This window comes from uncultured Paraglaciecola sp., assembly GCF_963977085.1.
Lineage (GTDB): Bacteria > Pseudomonadota > Gammaproteobacteria > Enterobacterales > Alteromonadaceae > Paraglaciecola.
The window spans coordinates 91,339-116,298 of the sequence record NZ_CAXBNC010000017.1; the positions used below are offsets into that span (position 1 = coordinate 91,339).

Genomic DNA, 24,960 nt, shown 5'->3' on the forward strand with positions numbered 1-24,960 from the left:
TAAGATTTAGACCAATTAACGATGCTTAAAAGAGTTTCCCCCTATTTATTTAGTCTCAATGTGAATGTTTCCGTACACATCTTTATGCCAATTAAAATGATGTATGCTAGATAAGCTATTTAATAACTGATCAAGTTGATCTAGTTGGAAAGCCGCGGTGATTGGGATGTCAGATAAACTAGGATCATCAATGTAAATGATACTTTTATAATATCGATTCAATTTAAGAAGCACGTCTTTAAACTGAGTATTAACAAAGTGAAATCTTTTTGAACGCCATAGTGCAAAGGACTGTGGGTCAATCTTGGAAGGCAATGGCAATACTTTGTTTTTCTCGAAATAAATCGATTCATTCATCTCAAGGTCTTGATATTGATTTTTAGCCGCAACCCGCACTTTACCTTTCGCTACATTTACGAGTATGCCTGAATTCCTTTTTTGCACTTCAAATACAGTACCTAATACTTTTATGTCTGCATCACCCGCTTGCACATAGAATGGTATTTGTGAGTTTGGATAAATGTCAAACATCGCTTCCCCTATTAGCAGTTGCGTGCGGCGCGATGATGTCCCTAACATAACCAGTAAACGACTCCCTGCACCAAGCCAAACATTAGAACCATCAAGGAGAGTAAATTGTTTAATTTCATCTTTAGCAGTTCGCAGCTCCAACGTAGATGCTTTTTCCGTTTCTGAATAGGGTATAGGTTGTTCAAGCTCAGGCATTAAGGTGATAAGCACACTTATTAACAAACAGGCAGCGACTGCATACCAAGTGTATATTTGATTTTTTTTCCGAACTTTCTTTTTTGGTTCAAGTAATTTGGGTTGTTCAGTTAGGGTGGGAGAATAAGCCAGCGTTCGCCACAATAAAGATGCTTTGCGAAATGCTGTTTGGTTATTATCTGAAGCTTTGAGCCATATTTTAAAATTTTGCAAGTCAGCTTCTGAAAATTGACCTGAATTTATTTTAGTTAACCAAAATAGCGATTGTTGTTCTGTATCACTTGTTACTTTCTTCATACTCGCTTCCTACTTAAACTGACGTTCGTTGAGTATTGGTCTGTTTGGCTCTCTTGCTCCAAAAAATCAGAAGACAATTTTTCAATCGTCAAATGAAGTGTTCTGCAAATATCGGAAGTTGAGTAACCTGTTTGCTCAGAAATTTGTTGGTAGGTTAAACCCTCTATCCTGCTGGCACGCAGCAGTATTTTCTGCTTTTTATTGAGGCTATTTACAGACTTATCAAGTTGTGCGAGTGTCTCATCCCTTAACATGATGGTTTCTGCTGAAACTTGTTCAATGGCATCTAGGTTCGCTTCTAATAATATATTATCGACTAACTTTTCATGACGAGATTGTTGTCGAAAATGATCAATACAAAGGTTTTTCGCGAGAGAAAAAAGAAATGCTTTAGGATTAGCAATAGGCTTTTGCAATTGAAGTTCTGAAACCTTCATAAAGGTTTGTTGAACAATATCTTCAGGATCCGGTGGCCCAGAGCCAAAATGGTTTCTAACTTTTTGGCATAGCTCTAGTCTGTAGCCCTTAAAAAGCGAGTCTAATAACAGAGAATTCATGACTATATTGCCAATACAACAAAATAGTGATTCTAATTGGTATTTATTACAAAGATATGAACACTGCTCAGTAAATTAATGAATTCAATTGGCTGATTTAATCTTACATAATATGAGCAACTGCCGTTTCAGTTTAATAACATCACTTCACCTAAATATGGCATATTCAAAAATGTTTCTTTGATGAATTCGATTGTTCAATAATGATGTATGGAGTGGCATTCCTTTTATCTATCATTGGTAATTTGGTTTTTCACATTTGTTTGTTTTGCTGCTCAATAAAGCCTATTTTACCACATCGGTCATTTATCTTTTTTTTTGATTTCTTTTAACCTATATCACTGACCTATCGAATTTAAATTACATTAAAGTTTATGAACAGGTTTTGGTATCGTCTAAATTCAAACTACTTTACTATCTACATGAAAAGCTTGTATTTGTAGTGTGCCACTTTAAGCGTTAACGTAAGGCTTTAATGCAAGTTTTAAAATTACTCATTTCGATGAAGCTAAGGGAAATTAATGCAGCAAAGTAATAAAGGGATAATTGTTGCGAACCATGAAAACCCCAAATTGATATGGGTGCCGCTGGTTATTTTCATTGTTGGACTTTTAGTCGCAACCTATTTAGATCAGCATAAATCGCTAGAAAATCAGCACTATATCCAAGCAAAGTTAGAGTCCAGACTCGAACAAATTGGTGACTCAGTAGTGGATACTTTAACCCTTTATCAATATGGGCTAAGAGGATTGAGAGGCGCTATCTTAGCTGCTGGTATAGATGAATTTAGTTATGCAAAAATGCAAGCCTATAGTGACTCTCGAGACATAGACAAAGAATTTCCTGGTGCCAGAGGTTTTGGAATAATTCGCTATGTTGCGCCGCTACAGCAAGACAACTTTGTTGAGCATGCACGGCAAGACCGCCCCGATAAAAATTTTGCGATACGCCAACTCAACGCGCATCAGAACAGTTTGTTTGTGATCCAATATATTGAGCCAGAGCAACAAAACCAACAAGCAGTTGGATTAGACATTGGTTCAGAGTCAGTGCGCAGATTCGCGGCAATGGAGTCGGCTAAATATAATGAGCTGCGGTTAACCGCACCTATCACTTTGGTTCAGGCAAGCAATAAAATACGCCATGGATTTTTAATCATGATGCCTATTTATGGGGCTAATCCAGTTCCGCAAAACATTGATGAAAGAATGGCCAATATTCAGGGCTGGAGTTATGCGCCCATATTAGTAGACGAAGTTCTCGACACTATTAGTCTTATTCAAAATGATGTGGTGTTTAGCATAAAAGATAATGACGCAGAGACTTCTACTACTTTTTATCAGTTTGGCGACTTGGACCAGAAAAGTTCTGATTATCAAGCGAGCCATACAATCAATCTTTTTGGTCGCCATTGGATTCTACACCTGACTGCCAAACACTCCTTTATAGAATCATTGCTACTTCCAGCAAAACATCTAGTTTTTGTAATTGTGCTGGCAGCCACGGTTTTAATCATACTGATTGTTTTTAGTATTTTATTAACCTTAGCCAAAAGAGAGCAAGCCTCGGCACACAAAGCTGAATTATCCGAAGTGACAGAGAAGGCTCTTAAACTCGCTAATCGACAACTTGAACAAGAAGTATCGAAAAGAATCAAACAAATATCCCAAGTTAGCGTGTTGCAGCGGAGTATTTTAGAGAGTGCAAGTTACGCTATCATTGCCACAGATGAGCAAGGCATTATTACTGTTTTTAACCCCGCAGCTGAAAACCTCCTAGGTTATAAAGCCGAAGAAGTGATAGGCAAGCAAACCCCCGCAGCATTTCATGTTTTGGATGAAGTAGTCGCCCGAGCTGAAGTATTAACTGATGAGTTGGGTTACAAAATTGCACCAGGGTTTGAGGTGTTTGTCGCGAAAGCACGACTTGGTGAATTTGATATTAGCGCTTGGCGTTACGTGCATGCGAGTGGGCGGCATATTCCTGTGCGTTTAAGTGTGAGTAGTTTGCTCGACGAGCAGGGAGATTTGTTTGGCTTTTTGGGTATGGCCTATGATTTGACTGAACAACTCGAACATGAAGAGGTATTGGCTAAAGCAACAGAATTGGCTGAACAAGCCAATCAAGCTAAATCTAAGTTTTTAGCTAATATGAGTCATGAAATTCGTACTCCATTAAATGGCATTTATGGTGCGTTGCAGATCATTAAAAAAGAAATCACCACTGAAACAGGACTGAATTGGTTAGATAAAGCGCTGTATTCGACTAAAAATCTTAATGTCATCATTAATGACATTCTTGATTTTTCAAAAATAGAAGCGGGCAAGCTTGAGTTGGAAAGCGCGGTGTTTAATTTAACAGAACTTGTGGAGCATTTGCGTTCTGAGTTGTCAGTGATGGCCGCACACAAAAACATAGCCTTTAACCTAACGAATAATGTTGCGCATCTTTATTGGCAAGGTGACCCGACTAGGGTCCGTCAAATATTGTTAAATATTGGTTCCAATGCCATTAAGTTCACTGAACAGGGGAGTGTGACATTTACTGTAGATTTTGATGAGGCACAAGAGGACCTTATCTTTACTATGCAAGATACAGGCATTGGTATGGAACAAAAGCAACTACAAAGACTGTTTCAGCGCTTTGAACAGGCAGATACTTCTACTACGCGAAAATTTGGTGGTTCTGGTTTGGGATTATCAATTACGCATTCCTTGGTGATGCTTATGGATGGTGAAATAAGGGTTGAAAGTGAAGTTGGCGTGGGTACCTCTGTTACCCTAACCTTACCTTTAGAAAAGACAACGGCACCCATGGTCGCTCAAAAAGACTTTGATACTGATGCAATCAATTTTAAAGGAAAAACTATTCTGATTGCTGAAGACAATGAAATAAATAGAATGGTCGTTGAAGCCATGCTTGCGCCCACTCAAGCTAGACTTTTATTTGTAGTTAATGGTTTTGAGGCAGTTGAAGCTCATAAAGTACATGCACCAGATGTCATATTGATGGATATTCAAATGCCCATTATGGACGGCATAGAGGCCTGCAGACTAATAAAATCGGCCCACTCAACTGTCCCTATTATCGCACTAACAGCCAATGCGATGAGTGAAGATATTAAGCATTATCAACTAGAAGGGTTTAATGGGCACCTTGCAAAGCCAGTGGAGCTATCCATGTTATTGCAAAAATTACAGCAAGTTTTCGAAATGGGGAACACATCCAAATAACGATTAAGATGCCCTGAGTTGAAGTGGTGTGATTTTCGAAACACAATCTATTCAGGCAGTATTTCTATTCCATTGCAATAGTTGAGGAGAACTGAGTTGACAGACAATGTCGAACTTAAACGCTATCGTCGCGCTTTCCTTACATTCAAGAAACATACTTGGAAGAGTATCTGCTTTGCGATTACCGATAAATTTTGGGTAGTTGCAAAATAATGGAACACTACAAAGCCAAACGCCCTTTAAACACGCTAGTTTGACGACGTGAGACCTCGACTTTTGCACCACTTTCCATAGTGAGTTCTAACCCGCCTGTACTACATGGCTGAACTTCTTTTACCATATTTAGTTGCACTATGTGATTTCTATTTACACGCATAAAATGCTTGTCTGGTAAACGTTTTTCAATTTGTGCCAAGGTTTTATTTAACATTGGATGTTTGTTATCAAAATGCACTTGAGTGTAATTACCTAAGGACTCAAAACGCTCTACTTGTGTAAGTGGAATTAGCCAACATTGTGTACCGTCTTTAACAAAAAAACGCTGTTCCATGGTCATTACCCCATCTACTGAGCCTATCTTGTCGACAGAATCATCTCCAGCTAATCGTTCACAGGCTTTTATTAAACGGGGTAGGGTAATAGGTTTTAATAAATAATCCACCGCATTATTATCAAAGGCTTCTAGAGCATATTGTTCAAAAGCCGTGGTAAATATCACTTTCGGTGCAGGCATTAATTCGGTCAGCAATTCAAAGCCATTGCCATCAGGCAAGTTAATGTCCAAAAAGAGTACATCAATCTTATGTTGCTTTAAATAATCTCTGGCGTCGGCCAAGTTTTCTGCCTCAGCTACCAGCTCAATATTATTAATATTAGCTAATTGAGATTTCAACTCTAACCGCCCTAATCTAGAGTCTTCAACTATCATTGCGCGGAACATTGAGTCTCCTCTAATATGATTTTCGCAGAAACAAGTTGATTGTGTTCAGTTAACGAAAAGTGTGCTTTATCTTCAAATAACAAATTCAATCGTTGCTGAATGTTGGTAATACCAAGTCGGGTTGAACTTGAGCTTGGCGCGATTTTACCTGGATTGATTACTTCAAGAGTTAAACTTTTATTGGCAATAATTTTGATAGTAATTAGCCCTCCTTCCTTGCTGTTTCCGATTCCATGTTTTATGGCGTTTTCTACCAATAGTTGCAATGATAAACATGGCACAAGCCAACGTTCTATATTGTTACTATTAATCTGCCAATCCACCACTAACCTTTGTTCATATTGCAGTATATTTAATTTAATAAAACTCTTTGTTAATTCAATCTCTTGGACTAAAGGCCATAGTTTATCTTGTTTAGTTTGTAAGGTAACTCGCAACACATCTGAAAGCTGTGCAAGGCTGTCTCTGGCCTTATCAGTATCCTCTAAAATTAACGCGCGAATATTATTAATAGCGTTAAACATAAAATGAGGGTTAAGCTGGTTGAGTAACAATTCCATTTGACTCGCCGCCAACTGCTCCTTTAACTCTGCCTCTCTGGTATATGCCAGCTTTAATGCTTTTTGACGTTTAATGAGTAAGTAAACAGCGGACCAACACAATAAAAAAAGGAAAATATTAGGGTAAGAAGCTAATAATTGCAGTAGTGCCAGATTACTTACTTCACCAAATAAAAACTCTTGATTTGGTAACAAAACCAAACCAATAATCACTATTGCAACCAAAGATGCTATAGCACTTCCTAGTACTGCTTGGCCTATGCCTTTAGGTAAAGAGTCGTCTGTACCTCGGTCTCTATAAAAACGTCGTAACACACCACTGGCTATCATCAGGGATATAAACAAGCTAAAAGAATTAATTAACTCACCTAATTTATAATGACTAAAATAACCACGAACAAATAGGTTGAGCAGCATTAGGCTGCCCCAAATTCCTAACTGCATTAACCAGAAAGTAGAAGGTGTCCTCATAATTGCGTTAGCCAAAGGTGAATATCCTTAACCACTTGAGGTGACAAGGTGGTATCAATAGATGCATATTCGGCAGGTAAACCTTTATCAGCCGGCTGCAATAAGTGATTCAAATTAGGATAAATTTTATAGGTTAACCACTGTTTATCAATAGTTTGAATGAACCCATCGATATTTTGTGGTGCTGGCACTTGTAGATCCTTACCACCGCTAATGACGAAGGAAGGTACAGTTACCTTAGCTAGGAAGGTTTTAGGGTCAGTTTTGATAAAATATTGCATCCATGGTGAGGTTAGCTGTGCGAATTGAGCATCTACTTGTGTTGGCGATAAGCCACTTTTTGCTAACAGTATTTTTAGCTCTTTAGGTGACGCGTTGTGACTTACTGCCGCAATAATTTGTCGTTGTTGCTGGTCATCTTTATTAAGTTTCAGGCTAGCTACTCCCCGTACTTTTTGAATTAAGTAGGACTGATCAATCAGTATCTGAGCACCAGAAGTGCTAGGCCCTGCTAGTGAAACAAAAAAATCAGCAGTTTGATAGTTAGTATTAGCGAGTGCAATCGCTGCAATAAGGCTACCTTCACTATGCCCTACATAACCTATTTTGCTTTGCTTTAACTCTTTATGAGAATTCATAAACAACAGCGCAGCTTCAGCATCACTAGCAAAGTCCTTACTAGTCGCTGTGGTAAATACCCCCTCAGACTCACCTACACCCCTATCATCAAATCTCAATACAGCAATACCACTTTTTGTCAGCAAGTCAGCGAGAACTGCATAAAGTTTATGACCAAAGACGTCACCATCCCTTTGAGTTGGGCCAGACCCCGACAGAATAATAACACTATGAGTTATGGGACCTCTGGGGATTGATAATGTACCGGCCAATCTATGCCCATCCCTATGGTTTTTAAAGACCACCTGTTCAACGCTATAATCGGGTGACGTACTTGGGTCTTGGGGTTTAGCTTTTCGTAAAGCTGCGGTTTGTGTTTTGACTAAAGTAACAGGTGCTTTGAATTCTCCCTGTTGATATTTGCCTTTGATTTCACCATTAACTAATTGTCCAGCATATTGAATACCCGCGGCAGTCAGCGCTAGTGATATGGTGTTACCTTTCTGATTAACTTCGTCGAAATCTAACCCAAATTGACTTTGTGATGGCACATCTAAAGACGCCACCAAACCACCTGATGATTGCTTAAAATTAAAGATAAATTCTATACTTTGCTGATCATTGACTTGCAACTTGCCCTGCCAATGTCCTACAAATAAAAGCGCATCTTTAACTGCGCTAGATTGCTCGGCTGGTGTGGATTTTAAAGTGGATTGTGCTCCAGAAGCTAAAGACTCGCCAAGGCAAGTCAACGTAATGCAACTAGTAAACAAAGTGGCGGTGATAGTTTTTAAATAACGTTTCATGTTGTTTCCTCTAGATTAAGTGGGTCTAACTTAAAATATGAAAAAAAAAACAGATCGATTTTTATATAAGCGGTCGATTAATCATGTAAACGGTCTTTTTATCAAATCTTTTCTGCAAATCCTTTTTTTCGATTAAGTAAATCGATTTTATTCAAACCACTTTTACAATTTGTTAACTAGACTACATCGCAAGTTAGTTGATTCTATTGCTTCATTAAAATTTTGTCTTTTGAAGGTGTGAGTCAGCCTTGGCGTTTATCAGAGTCGTTAACAATATGATGACTCTTCACAGTAGAGTAGGGCGAAATAAAATGAGTAAAAAACTGATGTTTTTTAAAACCACAATAGCGGCTTTTGTTAGTGCAGTTTGTATGTCTAGCATGGCAATCTCAGAAGAGAGTCAATCGGCTGAAATGACTAAACCTAAAGGCCCTGTTGGAGTGGGTAAAGTGGTTGAGGGGCAACCTAGATCCAACAAGTTTTGGTGGCCAGATCAACTGGATCTATCGGCGTTAAGGGATCACGATACTAAGTCTAACCCTTATGGTGCCAATTTTGACTACGCAAAAGCTTTTAATACCCTTAATTTGGACGCAGTTAAAGCCGATATCGATAAATTATTGACAACCTCACAAGACTGGTGGCCTGCAGATTTTGGTAACTATGGTCCATTTTTTATTCGTATGACTTGGCATAGTGCGGGGACTTATCGCACCCTCGATGGGCGCGGTGGAGCGGGGGGCGGACAACAAAGATTCGATCCACTTAACAGTTGGCCCGATAATGGCAATTTAGATAAAGCCCGACGTTTGTTATGGCCCATTAAGCAAAAATATGGTGAAGCATTGTCGTGGTCTGATTTGATTGTTTTGGCTGGCAACGTAGCACTGGATAACATGGGCTTTGAAACTTATGGTTTTGCTGGTGGTCGTGCCGATGATTGGGAGCCAGATTTGGTGTATTGGGGCCCTGAAATAGAAATGTTAGCCAGTGATCGAGAAGACCACGATGGTAAGCTACAACGTCCACTTGGTGCCACACACATGGGATTAATTTACGTGAATCCAGAGGGGCCCAAAGGCAAACCTGACCCCATAGGCTCAGCTAAAAATATTCGTGTAGCATTTTCACGTATGGCTATGAACGATGAAGAAACCTTAGCATTAATTGCTGGTGGTCATACATTTGGGAAAATGCACGGCGCACGAAAACCAGCAGAGTGTTTGGCTCCGGAACCAGCGGCCGCGGGGATTGAAGAACAAGGTTTAGGTTGGAAAAATAAGTGTGGTAAGGGCCATTCAGAAGATACCACAACCAGTGGACTTGAAGGTGCATGGACCCAAGCCCCCACACGTTGGACATCACTTTATTTAAGTAACCTATTAAACTTTGAATGGAAGCAAACGCGCAGCCCAGCGGGTGCTATTCAGTGGATACCCACAGACGAGTCTTTACACAAAATGGTGCCTGACGCACATATTAAAGGTAAGTTTAATGCTCCTGTGATGACTACTGCAGATCTCGCGTTAAAGTATGATCCCGAATACAAAAAAATTGCACAGCGGTTTTTAGCTGACCCTGAAGAATATCGCCTAGCATTTGCCAAAGCATGGTACAAATTAACCCATAGAGATATGGGGCCACCCCGTAACTTTCTTGGCAAAGACGTTCCTAAAGAGACACATATTTGGCAGGATCCTATTTCTCAAAACAGCCAATCGACTATAGATGGCGATGATGTCAAAGTGCTTAAAGGGAAAATTTTGGATTCAGGTCTGACAACTGCTGAATTAATTCGTGTGGCCTGGGCCTCTGCTTCAAGTTACCGTGCTACCGACATGCGTGGTGGGGCTAACGGTGCGCGTATCGCTCTTGCGCCGCAAAAAGACTGGCCAGTCAATAATCCTGCTGAAGTCGCCAAAGTATTGAAAGTTTTAAAGGGCATTCAAGATGATGCTACTAGTGGTTTATTTAACGATGACAAAGTGTCATTAGCTGACTTAATAGTAATGGGTGGGGCAGCGGCCATTGAAAAGACTGCAAAAGACGCAGGGTTTGACATCACAGTTCCCTTTACGCCAGGTAGAGGTGATGCGACTCAACAACAAACTGATGTGAATTCATTTAGCTTGCTTGAGCCAAGTTCAGATGCATTTCGCAACTACTTTAACCCTGAGTCTAGCTATAAGTCACCTACAGAAATGTTAGTTGATAAGGCTGACCAGTTGAGCCTAACGGTGCCAGAAATGACGGTGTTAATTGGTGGTTTGAGGGTGCTGAACGCTAATCATAACCAAGCAGGACATGGGGTTTTAACGGATAAGCCAGGCACATTAAGCAACGACTTTTTTGTTAACTTGCTTGATATGTCAACCATTTGGAAAAAATCTGACTCTGAAGGCGTATTTCAAGGCGTAGATCGTAAAAGCGGTCAAGGTAAGTGGACAGCGACCTCTGTTGATTTGATCTTTGGCTCCAACTCAGAATTACGGGCTGTTGCCGAGGTTTATGCGTTTGATACGTCTAAAGATAAGTTTGTAAAAGACTTTGTTGCCGCGTGGACTAAGGTGATGAATTTAGATAGATAACCCCAACATTACCGACATAAGGTTATGATTAAAGGAACTGATCATAATCTTATGTTTTTCAAACGCTAACCCTAGCAATAGATTCAATGTATCATTTGTCTCAATAGCCCAGCTAATTGGTTTTTTAACTGCAAAACAGTTAAACGCCAAAATAAAAAATTGAGATCTACCCATGAAATTATTATTCGCTTTAAGCTTTCTCGTGTTTTGTGCGCAAAGTGTGAAGGCTCAAAGTGTGACTGACCAGCTGATAGTCGCTTTGGTCGATAAACACTTGCCTAAAGTATTACATCAAGAGCAAGCAAGACCTTGGCAAATGGGTACCTATGATTTGACCGTTCATAAAACCGCTGGAGCAACATTTTCTAGTACTCACAACTACTTAAGCCTCACAGTACCAATAAAAGTGATGATGACCGGGCTAGTTAACAAAGCGTTTTTAGGTCAAAAAATTCTTCTAAATTGTTCGTCTGAATTTTTGACGGAAGCCAGATTGGATATTCAGCCCGAAATCAATCCACCTGAATCTAAAGCCGGAGTTGAAGTATCTGTACCTGTGCCCGAAGCAAACTTGAATTGTGATGGTCTAATATTGCCTATCAAACCATTGCTTGAGCAATTGGTCGCGACTAAAAAACAACAGTGGCAGCAGCAGCTTGAAAAAGACATTGTAACTATGTTTAAACAGCTGGGTATTTAAATTTGCGGCGGGAGTTACCTATCAAAATAAGAGGAATAAATATGTCAGGTGAAACAGATTTAAATAAACTAATTGGCTCAATGCAGCCTGTTTTGAGTGAATCAGAATATGTGTTTGCTATGGTAGAAAAGGCCACTCCAGTATTGCTTGCTAAGTTAGCGCCCCTTGGTACTTTTTACGAAAAGGAAGGGTTAACGGTTATTGTGCTAAAAGCTAATGCAGATGTTTCAGGCCTTGCTTATCAAGGCGTTTTTCAGTGTATCACACTCAATGTACATTCTAGCTTAGCGGCAGTTGGGTTAACCGCGGCAGTGTCAACTGCCCTTACTCAGCAAAATATCAGTGCTAATGTAGTTGCCGCTTATTACCATGATCATATTTTTGTGCCTATTGCTAAGGCAAAACAGGCTTTGACCTGTCTGCAAAACTTGGCCAAGGAAGCTACGTAAAGCGATCAAATACATTCAACTAGGTCATCTCCCTCTATACAGGGGGAATGAGTTGAATTAAACCGAGCTGCCCCACATAATCCCGCCATATGATCAGAAAACAAGAGCAACCAAATGACAGCAAATAATTCTTACCCAATAGGTCAAATGGGACAAAAATGGCAGGATGCTGAAAAAAAACAGTGGTTAGCAGCACAAAACGTTAAACGTTCTTATGCTGATGATGTGTTGAGCCAGTTAGCTCCATTAACCAAGCATTTTGATATTGAAGAATATGCAAAATTGGAATATGCCTCCAATGCCTTTCCTGTGTTTGTTCTTCGCAGCCTTAATTGGGATAAGTCTAAACCTAATATTTTGATAACCGGTGGTGTACACGGCTATGAAACCAGTGGGGTATTTGGTGCATTAAGATTTGCAGTATCAGCAGCGCAGGCCTATCACCACACATTTAACATTATGATCGTGCCTTGTGTCAGTCCTTGGGCTTACGAAACCATTAATAGGTGGAACCCACTTGCTATCGACCCTAATCGTTCATTTTATGCAAACAGCCCGGCCCAGGAGTCAGCTGCTTTAATGAATTTAGTGTCTGGTTTAGACTTTTTGATGCATATCGATTTGCATGAAACCACCGATACAGATAACTCTGAATTTCGCCCTGCGCTTGCAGCAAGAGATGCGGTAGATCACCAAGAATGGGCAATTCCTGATGGATTTTATACAGTAGGTGATACTGAAAATCCTTGTTCAGACTTTCAAAAAGCCATCATTCAATCAGTAGAGAAAGTCACCCACATTGCGCCTGCAGATGAGAGTGGGCGTATTATTGGGACTAAAATGGAACAAAAAGGAGTGATTAATTACCCTCTTAAGAAGTTGAGTCTATGTGGCGGTGTGACCAATGCTAGGTTTGTGAGTACCACAGAAGTGTACCCCGATAGCCCCCAAGTCAATGCTGAAAACTGTATCCAAGCACAAGTTGCTGCCATAACGGGGGCTTTAGATTTTATAACAAAAACTGAGTTTTAAGCGAATGAACTCTTCTGAATGTTTGGACGTATTCAAAGTAACTCAATAATAAAAGTGACTTTTATAATGAAACAATATTCTATGTTTTTGCTGTTTATGATGTTTTTTAGCAGTTGTGCTAATTACGATTACCCTAGCCAAGTGACCATAGGCGACACAATGGTTGCAGCAAGGGGGGAGAGTTTAGAAGGGCAAACAGTTGTTATCCCTAAAGACTTTATAGGTCAAAACACCTTATTACTGTTTGGATATAAACAAGACTCGCAGTTTGATATCGACCGTTGGTTGATTGGTCTGGACATGACCCAAACCCCAGTGGCCGCTTACGAAATTCCTACTATTCAAGGCATGTTGCCCCGTATGTTTAGTGGGTTTATTGACAGTGGTATGCGAAAAGGTATTCCAAAACAATTATGGAAAGGTGTGGTTACAGTGTATGCCGATGGCGACAAAGTGCAGCGTTTTACTGGTAACCAAAACCCTAATAATGCCCGGGTGATGTTACTCAACAAAGACGGCATTATAGTTTACTTTTACGATCAAGGGTTTTCAGTAGAGGCCTTGAACGAGGTGCGTCAAGCACTAGAAGAGTAGTGAGGCTTTTTTAAGGCTGCACAAATTGCCTGATGCAGCCTTAAATGGTGTTTAGATGCCACTGCGGAATCAAAACCTTGTTATTCATTGTGCTCGTCTTCTTCGTTCGAAAGCTTTAAATGTTTGGCTTTTAATTTAATCACAGGCGTCTGTAATATAAGGCTATTGGGGTAGGTAATAAGGTCGCCATCTGCATGTCTGATAAGCACATGAAAAGTAGTGATTTCTTCAATCATTCCGGTTAAATCAAAGTCTTTATTTGCAATTCGCACTGTGTCACCCACTCGGTACGGAAAATTAAAAAAGATCAAAATACCAGCGGTGATATTACTGAGAATAGACCACTGTGCGAATAGGGCGATACCTAAGACCGCAAAGGCAGACGATAGAAACACAATGAATTTTCCATAATCAATGCCTAGCACCATAGTCCCGATAATGATAAAAATCAGCAGGTGAGACACCAACAATATTTGGCGTACCATGAGCTTGCGTTTTAAGGTCGCATTTTTATTTTTAGCAATACGTTTGAAAGCCGACACTATCCATTTTCGCGTGATCAAAAATACTAAAATTAATAAACCAAAAAGAACCCAATTGTTTGTCATTCAGCATGTCCTTTGTGCAGTGAAATAGCGGTGGTTACCACAATGAGGAGTTAACAACTATAAAGCAATCATCAGATAATTATCTGCTTACGGCAAGCAAAGTAATGGAATATTTACCGGAATAAGACTTTTACGCCTCTTGACTCTTTATTAAAATTCCTCAAACTGCCCAGCATCATAAATTACAACTTTGTAAGAATACTGAACACCACTATGCAAACAGAAATCAGCTATCGTTTTGAACGAGCACAATTGGCCAATCGATTTTTAAATGAGCTTAAACACTGGTCAGTGGCAGAGGTCAAAGCCAAGTTGTTTCACGGTTCAGATTCAGTGAAAATTACCTATGAATTTGATGGTAAAGGTTTTGACTATACCTGTTCTGAATTAGATGACTTGGCCAGTAAATATGGCGGGGAAGAGGTGTAGAGTCAGTAGTAATAATGTGCATCATTACCACTGACTCTATTACTGACTAATAGGCAAGGTTAGCGACTGTGAAGTCTGACCTTTTGTGTTGGCTTATCAAGGGAGCATCAGTAATATTTTTTACTTGTTCTGTCGTTAATTGAATAGGTTTAACGGACACCTTACCTTGTTGAACGCGACTTAATTCATTATGTAATTGAGTTTTGACTTGTTCGAATAAAGCGAGCAGTAACATATCCTCATAGGACGCGCTTTGGTTTTGAGCGTTAAATTGTTCCGCTAACTTTTTGAAAGCACTATGATTAGGGCTTACGGCAGTCATTGCTATAGCATGCCCTAACACTAGGTGGGTTTTTGGGTCCAAAAGGGTGATATCGAATTCACCTCGCAAGTATTGTTTAGTATCAAAAGCACTTGGCATAGCCAGGGTTCCTTTTCTAACCGTTGCTCCCCCAACGTCATCTTTAGATGGGCTAAGCCCAGTGCCCGTAGCAACGGCACCTCTATTATAATTGGAACCACCTGAAGTATACTCAGGTGCATTTCTATAAATGCGATTGGCATTGCGAGAATAACGTTCCATTGACTTAACGTCGATTTGTACCACTAAATTCTGATTGTTACTCGGATTAATTTGTTCGGGGCTGCTCGGTACATTTTTGGCTAAATCTTTTGTTAAGATGTAGGTCTGTCCTGCCTGTTTTGCCAAATTCGATAAGGCCAGTGTGGTGTGCTGTTTCCATTCTAAATGTTTAGAATTTAGTTTTACTTGTTCGCTTCCTATAGGTGAATAAGTAAGATTTTTAAAATCATTCAGGGAATCAGGCGAGCTAATAATAAAGTCTTCAAATTCACTATTTTCTACCCGAAAGTATTGTGAGGCGAGGTTTCTATTTAGGTCCGAATTTTTAGTGGGGGAATTTTCCATGGCAGTCGCTAACGTCAGTTCAAGCTCTTGATTTTTAATCGCAGCAGCCACTTGGTACACATCATTTTGAAGATGACTTAGCAATATATCCCAGGCATTTTTGATGATGTCGGCATTACGTTCGGTTTGTGTCCGAGAGTTTGTAGGGCTTTCTCTATCCCTAACTAGAGAAAGTAAATCAGGCTCAACGTTAGCAGAATCAAGCCATATTGTTTTTAGTCCAGAACCCACATATTCATAGTTTATAGCATCTACAAATACTACTTCTGCGATGACTTCTAGGACAAATTTTACCTTTTTCAAATCTGCCCGTGAATGAAGCGATTCAGTAGATTCAAGTTTTTGAATAGGACTACTAATATTGTTATCAGACGGGCCAGGGGTAGATCTCCGCGAGTCACGCCATTTTGTTGCCATTATACTGCTATCAGTACTATTACGAAGTATTAGGGGCCTCGATGTCTCCTGCCCAGGGCCGAGCAGATTTACGTCTTTAATTCTTATTTGAGCGATAAGCGAGGAGTTTAAACCTGTAAAATCAGCTTCAGTGCGGTCTTTTCTATTCAAAGTAATTACCCGAGGTTTTTGGTTTTGCACTTCAGAAAAATATTGGCTGACTACATTTCTCCATCTTCTTGCACCTTGTGAAAACTCTGTGTCGCTGGTTGAAATAGGAGCAAAAATTATCTGGTCGATGTTGTCTAACGCATTGGGTGACTCTAATGAAAAACTACTAAATTTGTCAGTAGAGGCATAAACGCGTCCGGTAGGTTGTTGCGGTGTTTGTATTGTTTCTTTAATTTGTTTTACCGCTTTCTTTGCTTTTTTTACTTTTTCATTCTTGAGTGCTAAGTAATGACCTGCTGCACTACTGGTCTCTGTAGCGTTATTTTGAGCCAGCAATGGCAAGCTTTGATTATCTTCTAAGGTTTTTTGTAGAGGTTTTGCGGCAATGTTTGGCGTTGATTTTATTAGTGGCACGTTATCTAGACTGGGTTTTTGTGAGGCCTTAACCGCAATATTTAAATTGTTTACTGATTCACTGGCTATAGCCGTTTCATCATTGCTTGCCATTTCGTTATTCACACCTTTGGTTGGTTTAGCTATTTCGGCCTCAGAACTTGGGATCTCTTCGGCGATATCAGATGACGTGGCATCTTGCTTTACGGGAAAATTGACAGTCTCAAGTTGTGTTGGTGTGGCTTCAAACTCAGCAGGCGATGGTTGATTTTTGGCATTAACGTTCAGGGTTAAACCGAGTAATCCTGCACAGATAAGGGCTATCAACCTTTCGGTAGACGTTGCTAGTTTTCCGTTATTTGGAAATAAGCGTTTCACACGTTCTAATAACAGATATTTGTCTTTACTTGCGGCCATTGCAGACTGGCTGACAGGTGTGACGTCAGCGAATTGACTAAGGCTATTTGCAAAGGTTAACGGATCACCACAGGCCTTAACTGCTATATCGTCGCAGATATTTTCTCGTTCGATACTAATTTTTTTGCCGATAGCTAAAACTGAAGGGTTGAAGAAGAACAGCACTTTAATTAAACACAGCAGAATATTTGTCAAATAATCGTGACGTTTCACATGTGCTAATTCGTGTAGCACTATGGCTTCAATATGGGCCTGTGGAAGCTGCACGAGTATGCCAAGTGGTAATAAAATGACAGGTTTAAAATGACCAATAACGCAAGGCACATTTATCTTGGTTGAGTGCATAAAAGCCACAGACTTAGTAACGCCAAGTTTCTGGACTAGACTTTGCAACCTTTTATCCCACTGCTGTGGTAAGTGAGATACAGATTGGCTTTTTAATTTTTGAGTTAATCTAATGTCGTACCCGTAGCGAATGCCCTGAATGATAAAACCGACACACCAACACAACACAATCGTATCTAACCAAGGGTTGATGGTGGTGAAGGTAGTCACCCACCAGTTCTGAATTTGTGGCGTGTTTAGTGTGGTTTGTAATTGGGTAAATAACTGGCTGGCTTGAGCCACATCTTGGTAACAATAAACAAATGTTTTTACGCTAATAAGTAGGCAACAAATAAGGGCAACAATAGATAATCCATAACGGATCTCAGGTTTAGAACGTTGACACATTAGTAGACTCAAGCTTAATAAAGTAAACACTAGCAACGACTGCCAAAATGAGTGGACTATAGTCCAACCCAAGGCATAGACAAACTGGCTATCGAATAGGGAAGTTAATCTATCCATGGCTTTTATCCTCCATTTCTTTAAGAAAAGTTTTGATTTGAGTTAATTCATCTTGGCTGACGCTTTTGTTACCAAGCAATTGCATCATCAAATTACTCGCCGAACCACCAAAAGTGTTATTAACGAATTTTGTGAGTAGGTTGTCTTTTGCTACGGATTCTTGGATAAGTGGAAAATAAACGTGGCTTTTTCCTTCTTTACGTCTATCTAACAAACCTTTTTCAGCCATAACTTGCATGGTTTTTAAGGTGGTTGTGTAGCCTACCTTGCGCTGTAAATTGAGGCGGTCATTTACGGTTTGTGTATTGGCTTCTTTTAATCCCCATAAAATATTGAGAACTTCAAGCTCTGAAGGAGTAGGGTTGATCATATTCATCCTTAACTACGATAAGTTTCGTATTTAATATGTACGAGTTTTATCGTAGTTGCAAGTTTTTTATACAAAATTTTGTGTTTAAACCTAAAAGTATAGTTAAATAATTAGTCTAAGATATTGATTTAAAATAATAATATTTACATGTGAACATGATTGGAAATCGATCAATTATCGAGACCCTCATTCTAATTATTGATATTCGATTCTCCATGACGGATTGAATTGCTAAGGAGCCCTCGTCTTAAAAGTATTAAATGTTATTTGCTTTGGTTTTAGTTTGGATTTTATTTGTACCTATTTGCCATTGATTGAATTTAGATAATAAATAGCCCTTATGATTTAAATTCTTTCCAAAATTGATTTTGGTCATTCGCGCTCATATTGCGATTTTGGTATTGTTGTTAGGTTAGTTGGATAGGGTTTAGCCTTAGCCTTAGCCTTAGCGTATAGCAAACTGCAAACTACATTGAGATCGCTAAAAGTCCCCTGTGCTGCCGATTTTGTCTCATGCTTGGTTGAAATATCATAACTAAAGATCAATTATCGCTCTAAATTAGGAATTAAACACACATGAACCTGTTACAGCTAAACACATATTCAACGCATAGTAAGATAGTGGGAGTCATCGCTATTATTATTTCAATAGTGGCGTGGACATCAGATCTTTCGGGGATGGTTTACATATGCCCTTATTGCCGAGCACAACGCACAGTCATTGGTATTTTAGGGTTAATTTTAATTTCTCCTGCTGCCACCCACTGGCTAGCAAAATACATAGGTTTAGTGATTGGCTTTTTCGGCGCAACAGTTGCAGCAAACCAACACTTTATGGGATGGAAAAAGATATCAGCGGGAACATTCGAATTCAAAGAGAATATTGTCATCGATCCCTTTCTTTTATCTGGCTTAGCCTTGTTTGGCATCTTAGGCCTAACCTACTTGTTGTTATTTTCAGGTAAAAAAGTCATTACAGACCTTTAAGAAATTAACGTGGAAATGCCAAGACATCCATTCTAATTATTGGGAAATAAATCTGCATAACTGATTAGATTAGTATGGATGGGGTGCTAACGTCGCCTTACGCCGTTTAAACATGTGATTCTTTATTCCTCTGTTATGAATTTACCAGTGCTGCGCTTTGGGTACTGTTTGTTTAATAAAGTTGCATAAAAGCTGATTTAGAAGTACTTCACTACTCAGTCCCTCTCTCCTGATGGCATATTTGCTTTAGTGCGGCTATGAGTATTAAACATAGTCCTTTGGCTTCTAGTTACCCTCCAGATTCGATCGAGTTTAAAACACTAAAATTTCTCTCTTAAGTGCCAACCTAAAGCAATTAAACAATATTCATAATTTGATGTGTATTTTGTAGACACATAACGTTACAAACTACTACTAAACTTAGCACTTTTATTAGGATCTCAGGTCGAGTGACTTTCTCAAGGATTAAACTATGAATATGAAACTTTCACTGCACAAATTCGTAAAAGAAAAAGGGGCATTTTTAGTGCTTGTTTTGGTTTTGTTTACCTCCCGCAGCAGTTTTGCTGATTGGTATGTGGTGCCTACTGGGTCAATGTTGCCCACCATAGTCGAGGGCGACAGAATATTCGTGGATAAAATGGCCTACCGTTTAGAAGTGCCTTTTACTGATATTGAAATTATGCAAACCGGTCAGCCAAAACGCGGCGACATAGTGGTGTTTAATTCTGAAAAAGCCGGGAATAGATTGGTGAAAAGATTGATTGGCGAGCCTGGCGATAGGGTCGCTATGTTTGACAATCAATTGATTATCAACGGCGAGTCAATCTCCTATAAAAACAGCGAAAATACTCTGCAAAAAACTGAATATCTAGGCAATGTTGCGCATATTGTGCAATTTATACCAGTGGCAGACGCCCGTGATAATTTTGCTGAAGTAATAGTACCAGAGGGGCATTATTTGGTTTTGGGTGACAACAGAAATAACAGTGCAGATTCTCGCTATTATGGCTTTGTACCTGCCATTGAAATTCAAGGTAGAGCCAAGAAAGTGTTAGTCTCCCTTGACCCTGAAAATTACTATTTTCCTCGTTCAGAACGCTTCAATAAACCTTTAATTTAGCTTAGATATTTAGGTCGTTTCAATTTGCAAATCATAACCTGAGTATTTGCGGATATTGATCACGCGGTCGCCGTCTAACATGAGATATTGGCCTTTGATACCCAGTAAGGTGCCTTCGAAGGTCAGTTCTTTATCTAAGTTAATCGACTTCACTTTTTCGGGGTATTGCTCAACAGGGTAGTGAATATCAATGGCTGGGGTATCAGTAATATCAATCGCCTGAAAGCCGTACTCTTCAATAATTTCGTCGAGATCACCTTCAACTTGTTCTAACAAGGACTCCTTTAATGCGCCCAAGTCCACTTGTTCAGGCTGACTCTTGAGCATAGTGCGCCAATTGGTTTTATCGGCAATATGTTCTTTAAAGGCCATTTCAACCAAGCCACTGGTTAACCTGTTTTGCACCCGCATGATAGCAATGGCCTGAGTGGCGCCTTGATCAATCCAGCGACTAGACACACCATCAGTAACGTGACGAGTGATACCTACTTTAATGGTGCCAGTGTTGGCTAGATACACAAAGTGGTTTGATAGGCAGTTAGCTTCGCCCCAAGCTGGCTCGCGGCATGTACCTTGCTCGTAATGGCATAATTCGGGTTTAATAATACAGGTATCACACTGCGCCAGCTTCATTAAGCAGCGATAGCAATAGCCTTGGTTGAAGCTCTTTTTAGTTTTTGTTCCGCAGTGCACACAATGAATTTCACCGCCATAGCTCACCTTTAATGTTTGGCCTATCAACGCATTCATGTTGATTTCGTTATCGCCAATAGGCAGAGCATATTGGGCTAGGTTAGCTGAATTAGTGCTGACTCGCATTTTGCGAGTATTGCCTTGGTATAAGGTCATAAAATTTTATCCCAGAATTAATGTGGTAAATTTACCATAAAACTGAGATGGTTAGCCCCTTGGTCAACGAAAAATATCAACGAGTATGATTTTTTATATTGGTTGTTCCTTGTTTTCTTGGCAACATGACCCAAGCTGTATAAGTAAGACTTAAAAAACGTAAACCAGAGCAAAAAGGAAAATCTATGAAAATAAATGTTTCAGGTCACCATTGCGATATCTCAGAGTCAGTTAAAGAGGATATTAATTTAAAGTTTTCTAAAGTAGCCAGTCATTTCCCTACCCTTATTGCATTAGACATTATTGTGACGAAAGAGCACGGTGAGTTTAGCGCAGAAGTTTCTACTAAATATGAAGGCACTAGTGTTGCGGTCAAAGGCAAAGGTGCCGTGATGTACCCAGCATTAGCTCAAGCAAGTAAAAAATTAGATGCAGCACTTAAACATCGTAAAGGACAGTTAAAAGGTGATTTGCATGAAAAGCCTAGTGTTACTACACCAGAAATCGCCCATGAAATTATTCAGGGAATGGATTTAACCTAGCCACCAATAGTCTTATCTAATGCGCTCAGGTTATCATTTATAATCTGAGCGCCACCTCTCACTTTCAAATTTTTGCTGTCACACTGTTTAGCTGCCTTTGTCAGTCTTTGCACCTTCTTTGCACAATTTTTACCCGTTTCTTGCACACTGTTTAAGTGAATTGTGGGTAAGCTTTACTGGAACTTAAATAAACAAGCAGGTCATATTATGAAATTAGTAAATGGGGTAAAAATCAAATGTTCGGTAAAGTTGTTAGCACTTTGTTGTTTGATTGGACTTTCGTTAAGTCTATCGGCTCATGCTCAAGAACGCGGAGGACGGGATATGCCAAAACGTGAACGTCCACAATTTTCGTCGTTAGATTTAGATGGAAATGGCAGTGTTAGCTTTGCAGAGTTTGAGCAGAGTGACGTACCAAACAGCGAACATGCTACTATTTTTGGCCATATCGATGCAGATAGTAATGGGGTTTTGACCGAAGAGGAATTTAACAACCATAAGCCACCAAGCCGCGATAGATAGACGGTGATATTGCAAAAAGCGACTTTAAACGAGTCGCTTTTTTGTTAGTGCTTTTTAGGCGTTTCTGTTTACGGTAAGATACTTTAAACATTTAGATATAGCTGCTTCCGAAAATCAACGTTTTAGCCCAACTACAATCCCAGTTTTCTGATCCAGACCTGAGTAAATTGCATAAGGTGCAATCACTATGGAGTGGTTATGGAGAGATTGCTCGTTATTATAGCCCTAGACTCAATCATTCGATTATTGTTAAACATATCTCACCCCCCTTAGAGTCAATTCATCCTAGAGGTTGGAATACGCACACGGGGCACCAACGTAAAGTAAAGTCCTATCAAATAGAAGCCAATTTTTATCGAGGTTATGCATCTTTATGTGATGATAATTGTGTGGTACCGCAATTATTGGCTGAGTTTTCAGACAAGCAACAACAATTATTGGTCTTGCAAGATTTAGATCAAGCGGGCTTTTTGTTGCGCAAAGACCAAGCTTCTATGACTGATGTGAAATCTGCTATCAGGTGGTTGGCGTATTTTCACGCTAGGTTTTTACAACATCAAAGTGATGACCTTTGGCCCGTTGGTACTTATTGGTATTTGGCGACGCGCCAAGATGAGTTCGATGTGATGCAGCCAGGTAAACTAAAAAATGCGGCTCAGGCGATAGACACTGCATTGAATACTGCCTGCTTTCAAACCCTGGTTCATGGTGACGCTAAGTTGGCAAATTTTTGCTTCACTGAAGCCAATGAGATTGGCACTATAGCAGCGGTTGATTTTCAGTATGTAGGCAAAGGAGTAGGGGTGAAAGATCTTGTTTACTTTTTAGGTGGCTGCCTAAATCAGGATGACTTAGTTAAGTATGAAGCAACCCTTTTGGATGACTATTTTTCTTTGTTAAAAGGTGCATTACAGCACTATCAAATAAACGTAGACTTTAAACATTTGCAGCAAGAGTGGCGCAGCTTATATGCATTTGCTTGGGCTGACTTTTACCGGTTTTTGTTGGGCTGGAGTCCCAGTCACTATAAAATCAATCCACATATGCAAAAACAAACACAGAGTGCACTCGCCAGTTTATCAATCTAGCGACTTAATCTAATTACAAGCCAGTATGGCTAATCCATTACTCAGGTGATTCAGGAAGACATTAAATGACAACCAAGCAAACTAATGGTGTGCGACTCGTTAGTAATATTAAAAGTGCCATAGGTGCCAATTTAGTGCCTGGCTTATGTTTACAGCTGTTTGCAGTAACCATTGGCTTAAGTTATTTTTATTGGCCAGCGTCACAACACACGTTTCAATTTTTTGCTGATTTAAAGGCACAGTATGGTGCTTGGTATGCGGTCATTTCTACTGCATTGTTTGGTGGCCTGCTACCTTTTTTGTATTTGTTTATAAGCGGTAAAATTCGCTTTTTACCTTTTTATCAACTGCTTTTTTATGTGCTGGTGTGGGCAGTGTTGGGTGGGATAATTAACGGATTTTATGCTTTTCAAGTGGTGTTATTTGGCGATGGAAATGACTGGCTAACCATAGTCAAAAAAACCGCGTTTGATCAGTTTGTATTTTCTGCTTTTTTGACCGGGCCTTTGATTGCCTTGGTTTTTTTATGGAAAGATCAACAGTTTAATTGGCAGAAAACTAAAATACACTTTGCTGATCTTATCAAAGTACAAATACCAACTACTGTGGTGACCACTTGGATTATTTGGATCCCTGCCGTTAGCGTGATTTATATGATGCCCAGTAATCTACAAATTCCATTATTCAATCTAGTGTTATGCTTTTTTGTATTGATATTGGCTATTTTAAATGTGGATGACAACGCCAACTAAGTTGGCATTTACAGTTGTTTAAAATCATCACACTTAAAATCACTGTTAGGTTGGGGATCGTCTGGATAGACATCATTGGCGCCAAATTTATCAACTGACCAATGATAAACCTTTGCTAGATATTTGGGCATACCTGCTTCAAGTAACATATCGTGAAACAGCTGATCAACTTGCATTTTGGTTATCGGGATAGAGTCTAGATATTGATAAAGTGCATCATGAACAAGGCTTGCGTGCATACATAATTGCCAAAATACCTTTTTCTCAACTAATTGCCCTTGCTCTGACAGAACTTGAATAGTGTGTTCACCGTGCCACCAATCTGGAGTACCTAGCAACGCGAGCCAAAAAAACAATCGTTTGGGAGTGCAACCATCCCATGCGTAGGTGTTAGGTTTAGCCAAATCATAATTGACAGTTTTTGATTCAAGGTCGACTTCTGAGGAACCTGGATTAACGATGACCTTTCCGTTTTCTATCACTAGCCAGTCACTATAAAAAAATTTACTGTCTGCCAAAGGTGTATTACGAACCAAAGGGTAATCGATGTAATTGATCCATGGCCCTTCACGGTCGCGGCTTGCAAAACCCCATTTTTGTTGTTCTGCCAGTTTTGATTTTTTAGCCCGACGCTCTCGTATATTCCAACCTGCTTGGCGAGGTAGAAATAGGCCTAAACATACAACACAGCCTGTGTATAAACTCAAACGTATAAGGTTGGGATAAAACCAAAATAGAAACACTATTAATACCCCACCAATCAGTAGTGCCACTTTCATGGACATATCCATTTTTGTGACTTGGGGCTGTGCTTTATTTGACACGCTTTTGATGTTGCTCATACATATCCTTATCGGAGAAACAGTTAGCTCTGCAGCGAGTATATGATTGAAGTCTAAAATTCTGCAACAGTTTGATACTTTTTACTTTGACAGACGTATCGTAATCACTGCCTAGTGCCCCCA

23 protein-coding genes are annotated in these 24,960 nt (G+C 39.6%); 13 read left to right on the top strand and 10 right to left on the bottom strand.

Annotated elements, in window-relative coordinates; genetic code table 11:
• Positions 1-45: 45 nt before the first annotated feature.
• Both AAC000_RS17435 and AAC000_RS17440 read right to left on the bottom strand, forming a co-directional pair.
• Positions 46-1,023: a FecR domain-containing protein gene (locus AAC000_RS17435; protein ID WP_339724449.1), complete on the bottom strand. Its 978-nt coding sequence runs from the start codon at positions 1,021-1,023 to the stop codon at positions 46-48.
• Complete coding sequence (locus tag AAC000_RS17440) at positions 1,020-1,580, bottom strand: sigma-70 family RNA polymerase sigma factor (RefSeq protein WP_339724451.1); 561 nt, start codon at positions 1,578-1,580, stop codon at positions 1,020-1,022. Before AAC000_RS17440 ends, AAC000_RS17435 begins: the two co-directional genes overlap by 4 nt.
• Before the next feature lie 521 nt (positions 1,581-2,101).
• Between AAC000_RS17440 and AAC000_RS17445 the strand changes: the two genes are divergently transcribed.
• A complete protein-coding gene (locus tag AAC000_RS17445) occupies positions 2,102-4,813 on the top strand; it encodes a CHASE domain-containing protein (protein ID WP_339724452.1) in 2,712 nt (903 codons plus the stop codon).
• Positions 4,814-5,033: 220 nt separating this feature from the next.
• Here the strand turns inward: AAC000_RS17445 and AAC000_RS17450 are convergent, their stop codons facing one another.
• The 3 genes from AAC000_RS17450 to AAC000_RS17460 are packed head-to-tail and all read right to left on the bottom strand — an operon-like array spanning position 5,034 to position 8,208.
• Entirely contained in the window at positions 5,034-5,753 is a 720-nt protein-coding gene (locus AAC000_RS17450; RefSeq protein ID WP_339724454.1) for a LytTR family DNA-binding domain-containing protein, read from the bottom strand.
• The gene (locus AAC000_RS17455; RefSeq protein WP_339724456.1) at positions 5,738-6,799 is read right to left on the bottom strand and encodes a histidine kinase; all 1,062 of its coding nucleotides are present in this window, start codon (positions 6,797-6,799) and stop codon (positions 5,738-5,740) included. Before AAC000_RS17455 ends, AAC000_RS17450 begins: the two co-directional genes overlap by 16 nt.
• Positions 6,781-8,208: an alpha/beta hydrolase gene (locus AAC000_RS17460; protein WP_339724458.1), complete on the bottom strand. Its 1,428-nt coding sequence runs from the start codon at positions 8,206-8,208 to the stop codon at positions 6,781-6,783. The genes AAC000_RS17455 and AAC000_RS17460 overlap by 19 nt, the downstream gene beginning before the upstream one ends.
• 311 nt (positions 8,209-8,519) lie before the next feature.
• On the opposite strand from AAC000_RS17460, the gene katG reads away from it, so the two are divergent.
• From katG to AAC000_RS17485, 5 genes are all read left to right on the top strand, one after another.
• On the top strand, positions 8,520-10,796 hold the full coding sequence (gene katG / locus AAC000_RS17465; protein ID WP_339724460.1) for a catalase/peroxidase HPI: 2,277 nt from the start codon (positions 8,520-8,522) through the stop codon (positions 10,794-10,796).
• 172 nt (positions 10,797-10,968) lie between these two features.
• Positions 10,969-11,496, top strand: a complete 528-nt coding sequence (locus AAC000_RS17470) for a hypothetical protein (protein ID WP_339724462.1) — start codon at positions 10,969-10,971, stop codon at positions 11,494-11,496.
• Between the two features lie 41 nt (positions 11,497-11,537).
• The gene (locus tag AAC000_RS17475; RefSeq protein WP_339724464.1) at positions 11,538-11,945 is read left to right on the top strand and encodes an ACT domain-containing protein; all 408 of its coding nucleotides are present in this window, start codon (positions 11,538-11,540) and stop codon (positions 11,943-11,945) included.
• A 114-nt stretch (positions 11,946-12,059) separates the two neighbouring features.
• Entirely contained in the window at positions 12,060-12,977 is a 918-nt protein-coding gene (locus AAC000_RS17480; protein ID WP_339724466.1) for a M14 family metallocarboxypeptidase, read from the top strand.
• Between the two features lie 66 nt (positions 12,978-13,043).
• Positions 13,044-13,571, top strand: a complete 528-nt coding sequence (locus tag AAC000_RS17485; RefSeq protein WP_339724468.1) for a hypothetical protein — start codon at positions 13,044-13,046, stop codon at positions 13,569-13,571.
• An 80-nt stretch (positions 13,572-13,651) separates the two neighbouring features.
• Here AAC000_RS17485 and AAC000_RS17490 read toward each other — a convergent pair whose 3' ends face one another.
• Entirely contained in the window at positions 13,652-14,179 is a 528-nt protein-coding gene (locus tag AAC000_RS17490; protein ID WP_339724470.1) for a mechanosensitive ion channel domain-containing protein, read from the bottom strand.
• Between the two features lie 213 nt (positions 14,180-14,392).
• Here AAC000_RS17490 and AAC000_RS17495 point away from each other — a divergent pair, with 213 nt between their 5' ends.
• Positions 14,393-14,608: a hypothetical protein gene (locus AAC000_RS17495; RefSeq protein ID WP_339724472.1), complete on the top strand. Its 216-nt coding sequence runs from the start codon at positions 14,393-14,395 to the stop codon at positions 14,606-14,608.
• A 46-nt stretch (positions 14,609-14,654) separates the two neighbouring features.
• Here the strand turns inward: AAC000_RS17495 and AAC000_RS17500 are convergent, their stop codons facing one another.
• Together AAC000_RS17500 and AAC000_RS17505 are read right to left on the bottom strand one after the other, a co-directional pair.
• Positions 14,655-17,762, bottom strand: coding sequence for a M56 family metallopeptidase (locus tag AAC000_RS17500; RefSeq protein ID WP_339724474.1), 3,108 nt, complete (start codon positions 17,760-17,762; stop codon positions 14,655-14,657).
• The gene (locus tag AAC000_RS17505) at positions 17,755-18,132 is read right to left on the bottom strand and encodes a BlaI/MecI/CopY family transcriptional regulator (RefSeq protein ID WP_339724477.1); all 378 of its coding nucleotides are present in this window, start codon (positions 18,130-18,132) and stop codon (positions 17,755-17,757) included. The genes AAC000_RS17500 and AAC000_RS17505 overlap by 8 nt, the downstream gene beginning before the upstream one ends.
• Positions 18,133-18,708: 576 nt before the next feature.
• On the opposite strand from AAC000_RS17505, the gene AAC000_RS17510 reads away from it, so the two are divergent.
• Both AAC000_RS17510 and lepB read left to right on the top strand, forming a co-directional pair.
• The gene (locus tag AAC000_RS17510) at positions 18,709-19,119 is read left to right on the top strand and encodes a hypothetical protein (protein WP_339724479.1); all 411 of its coding nucleotides are present in this window, start codon (positions 18,709-18,711) and stop codon (positions 19,117-19,119) included.
• A 472-nt stretch (positions 19,120-19,591) separates the two neighbouring features.
• Positions 19,592-20,242, top strand: a complete 651-nt coding sequence (gene lepB, locus AAC000_RS17515; RefSeq protein WP_339724481.1) for a signal peptidase I — start codon at positions 19,592-19,594, stop codon at positions 20,240-20,242.
• A gap of 9 nt (positions 20,243-20,251) precedes the next feature.
• Here lepB and AAC000_RS17520 read toward each other — a convergent pair whose 3' ends face one another.
• Positions 20,252-21,091: a DUF2797 domain-containing protein gene (locus AAC000_RS17520; protein ID WP_339724483.1), complete on the bottom strand. Its 840-nt coding sequence runs from the start codon at positions 21,089-21,091 to the stop codon at positions 20,252-20,254.
• Between the two features lie 185 nt (positions 21,092-21,276).
• Between AAC000_RS17520 and raiA the strand changes: the two genes are divergently transcribed.
• The 4 genes from raiA (at position 21,277) to AAC000_RS17540 (ending at position 23,995) form a co-directional block, all read left to right on the top strand.
• Positions 21,277-21,633: a ribosome-associated translation inhibitor RaiA gene (raiA, locus tag AAC000_RS17525; protein ID WP_339724485.1), complete on the top strand. Its 357-nt coding sequence runs from the start codon at positions 21,277-21,279 to the stop codon at positions 21,631-21,633.
• Positions 21,634-21,840: 207 nt separating this feature from the next.
• Entirely contained in the window at positions 21,841-22,155 is a 315-nt protein-coding gene (locus AAC000_RS17530) for an EF-hand domain-containing protein (protein ID WP_339724487.1), read from the top strand.
• Between the two features lie 176 nt (positions 22,156-22,331).
• Positions 22,332-23,243, top strand: coding sequence for an oxidoreductase family protein (locus AAC000_RS17535; RefSeq protein ID WP_339724489.1), 912 nt, complete (start codon positions 22,332-22,334; stop codon positions 23,241-23,243).
• A 65-nt stretch (positions 23,244-23,308) separates the two neighbouring features.
• On the top strand, positions 23,309-23,995 hold the full coding sequence (locus AAC000_RS17540) for a hypothetical protein (protein ID WP_339724491.1): 687 nt from the start codon (positions 23,309-23,311) through the stop codon (positions 23,993-23,995).
• A gap of 8 nt (positions 23,996-24,003) precedes the next feature.
• Here the strand turns inward: AAC000_RS17540 and AAC000_RS17545 are convergent, their stop codons facing one another.
• Positions 24,004-24,837: a DUF1353 domain-containing protein gene (locus tag AAC000_RS17545; RefSeq protein ID WP_339724492.1), complete on the bottom strand. Its 834-nt coding sequence runs from the start codon at positions 24,835-24,837 to the stop codon at positions 24,004-24,006.
• Positions 24,838-24,960 lie beyond the last annotated feature (123 nt).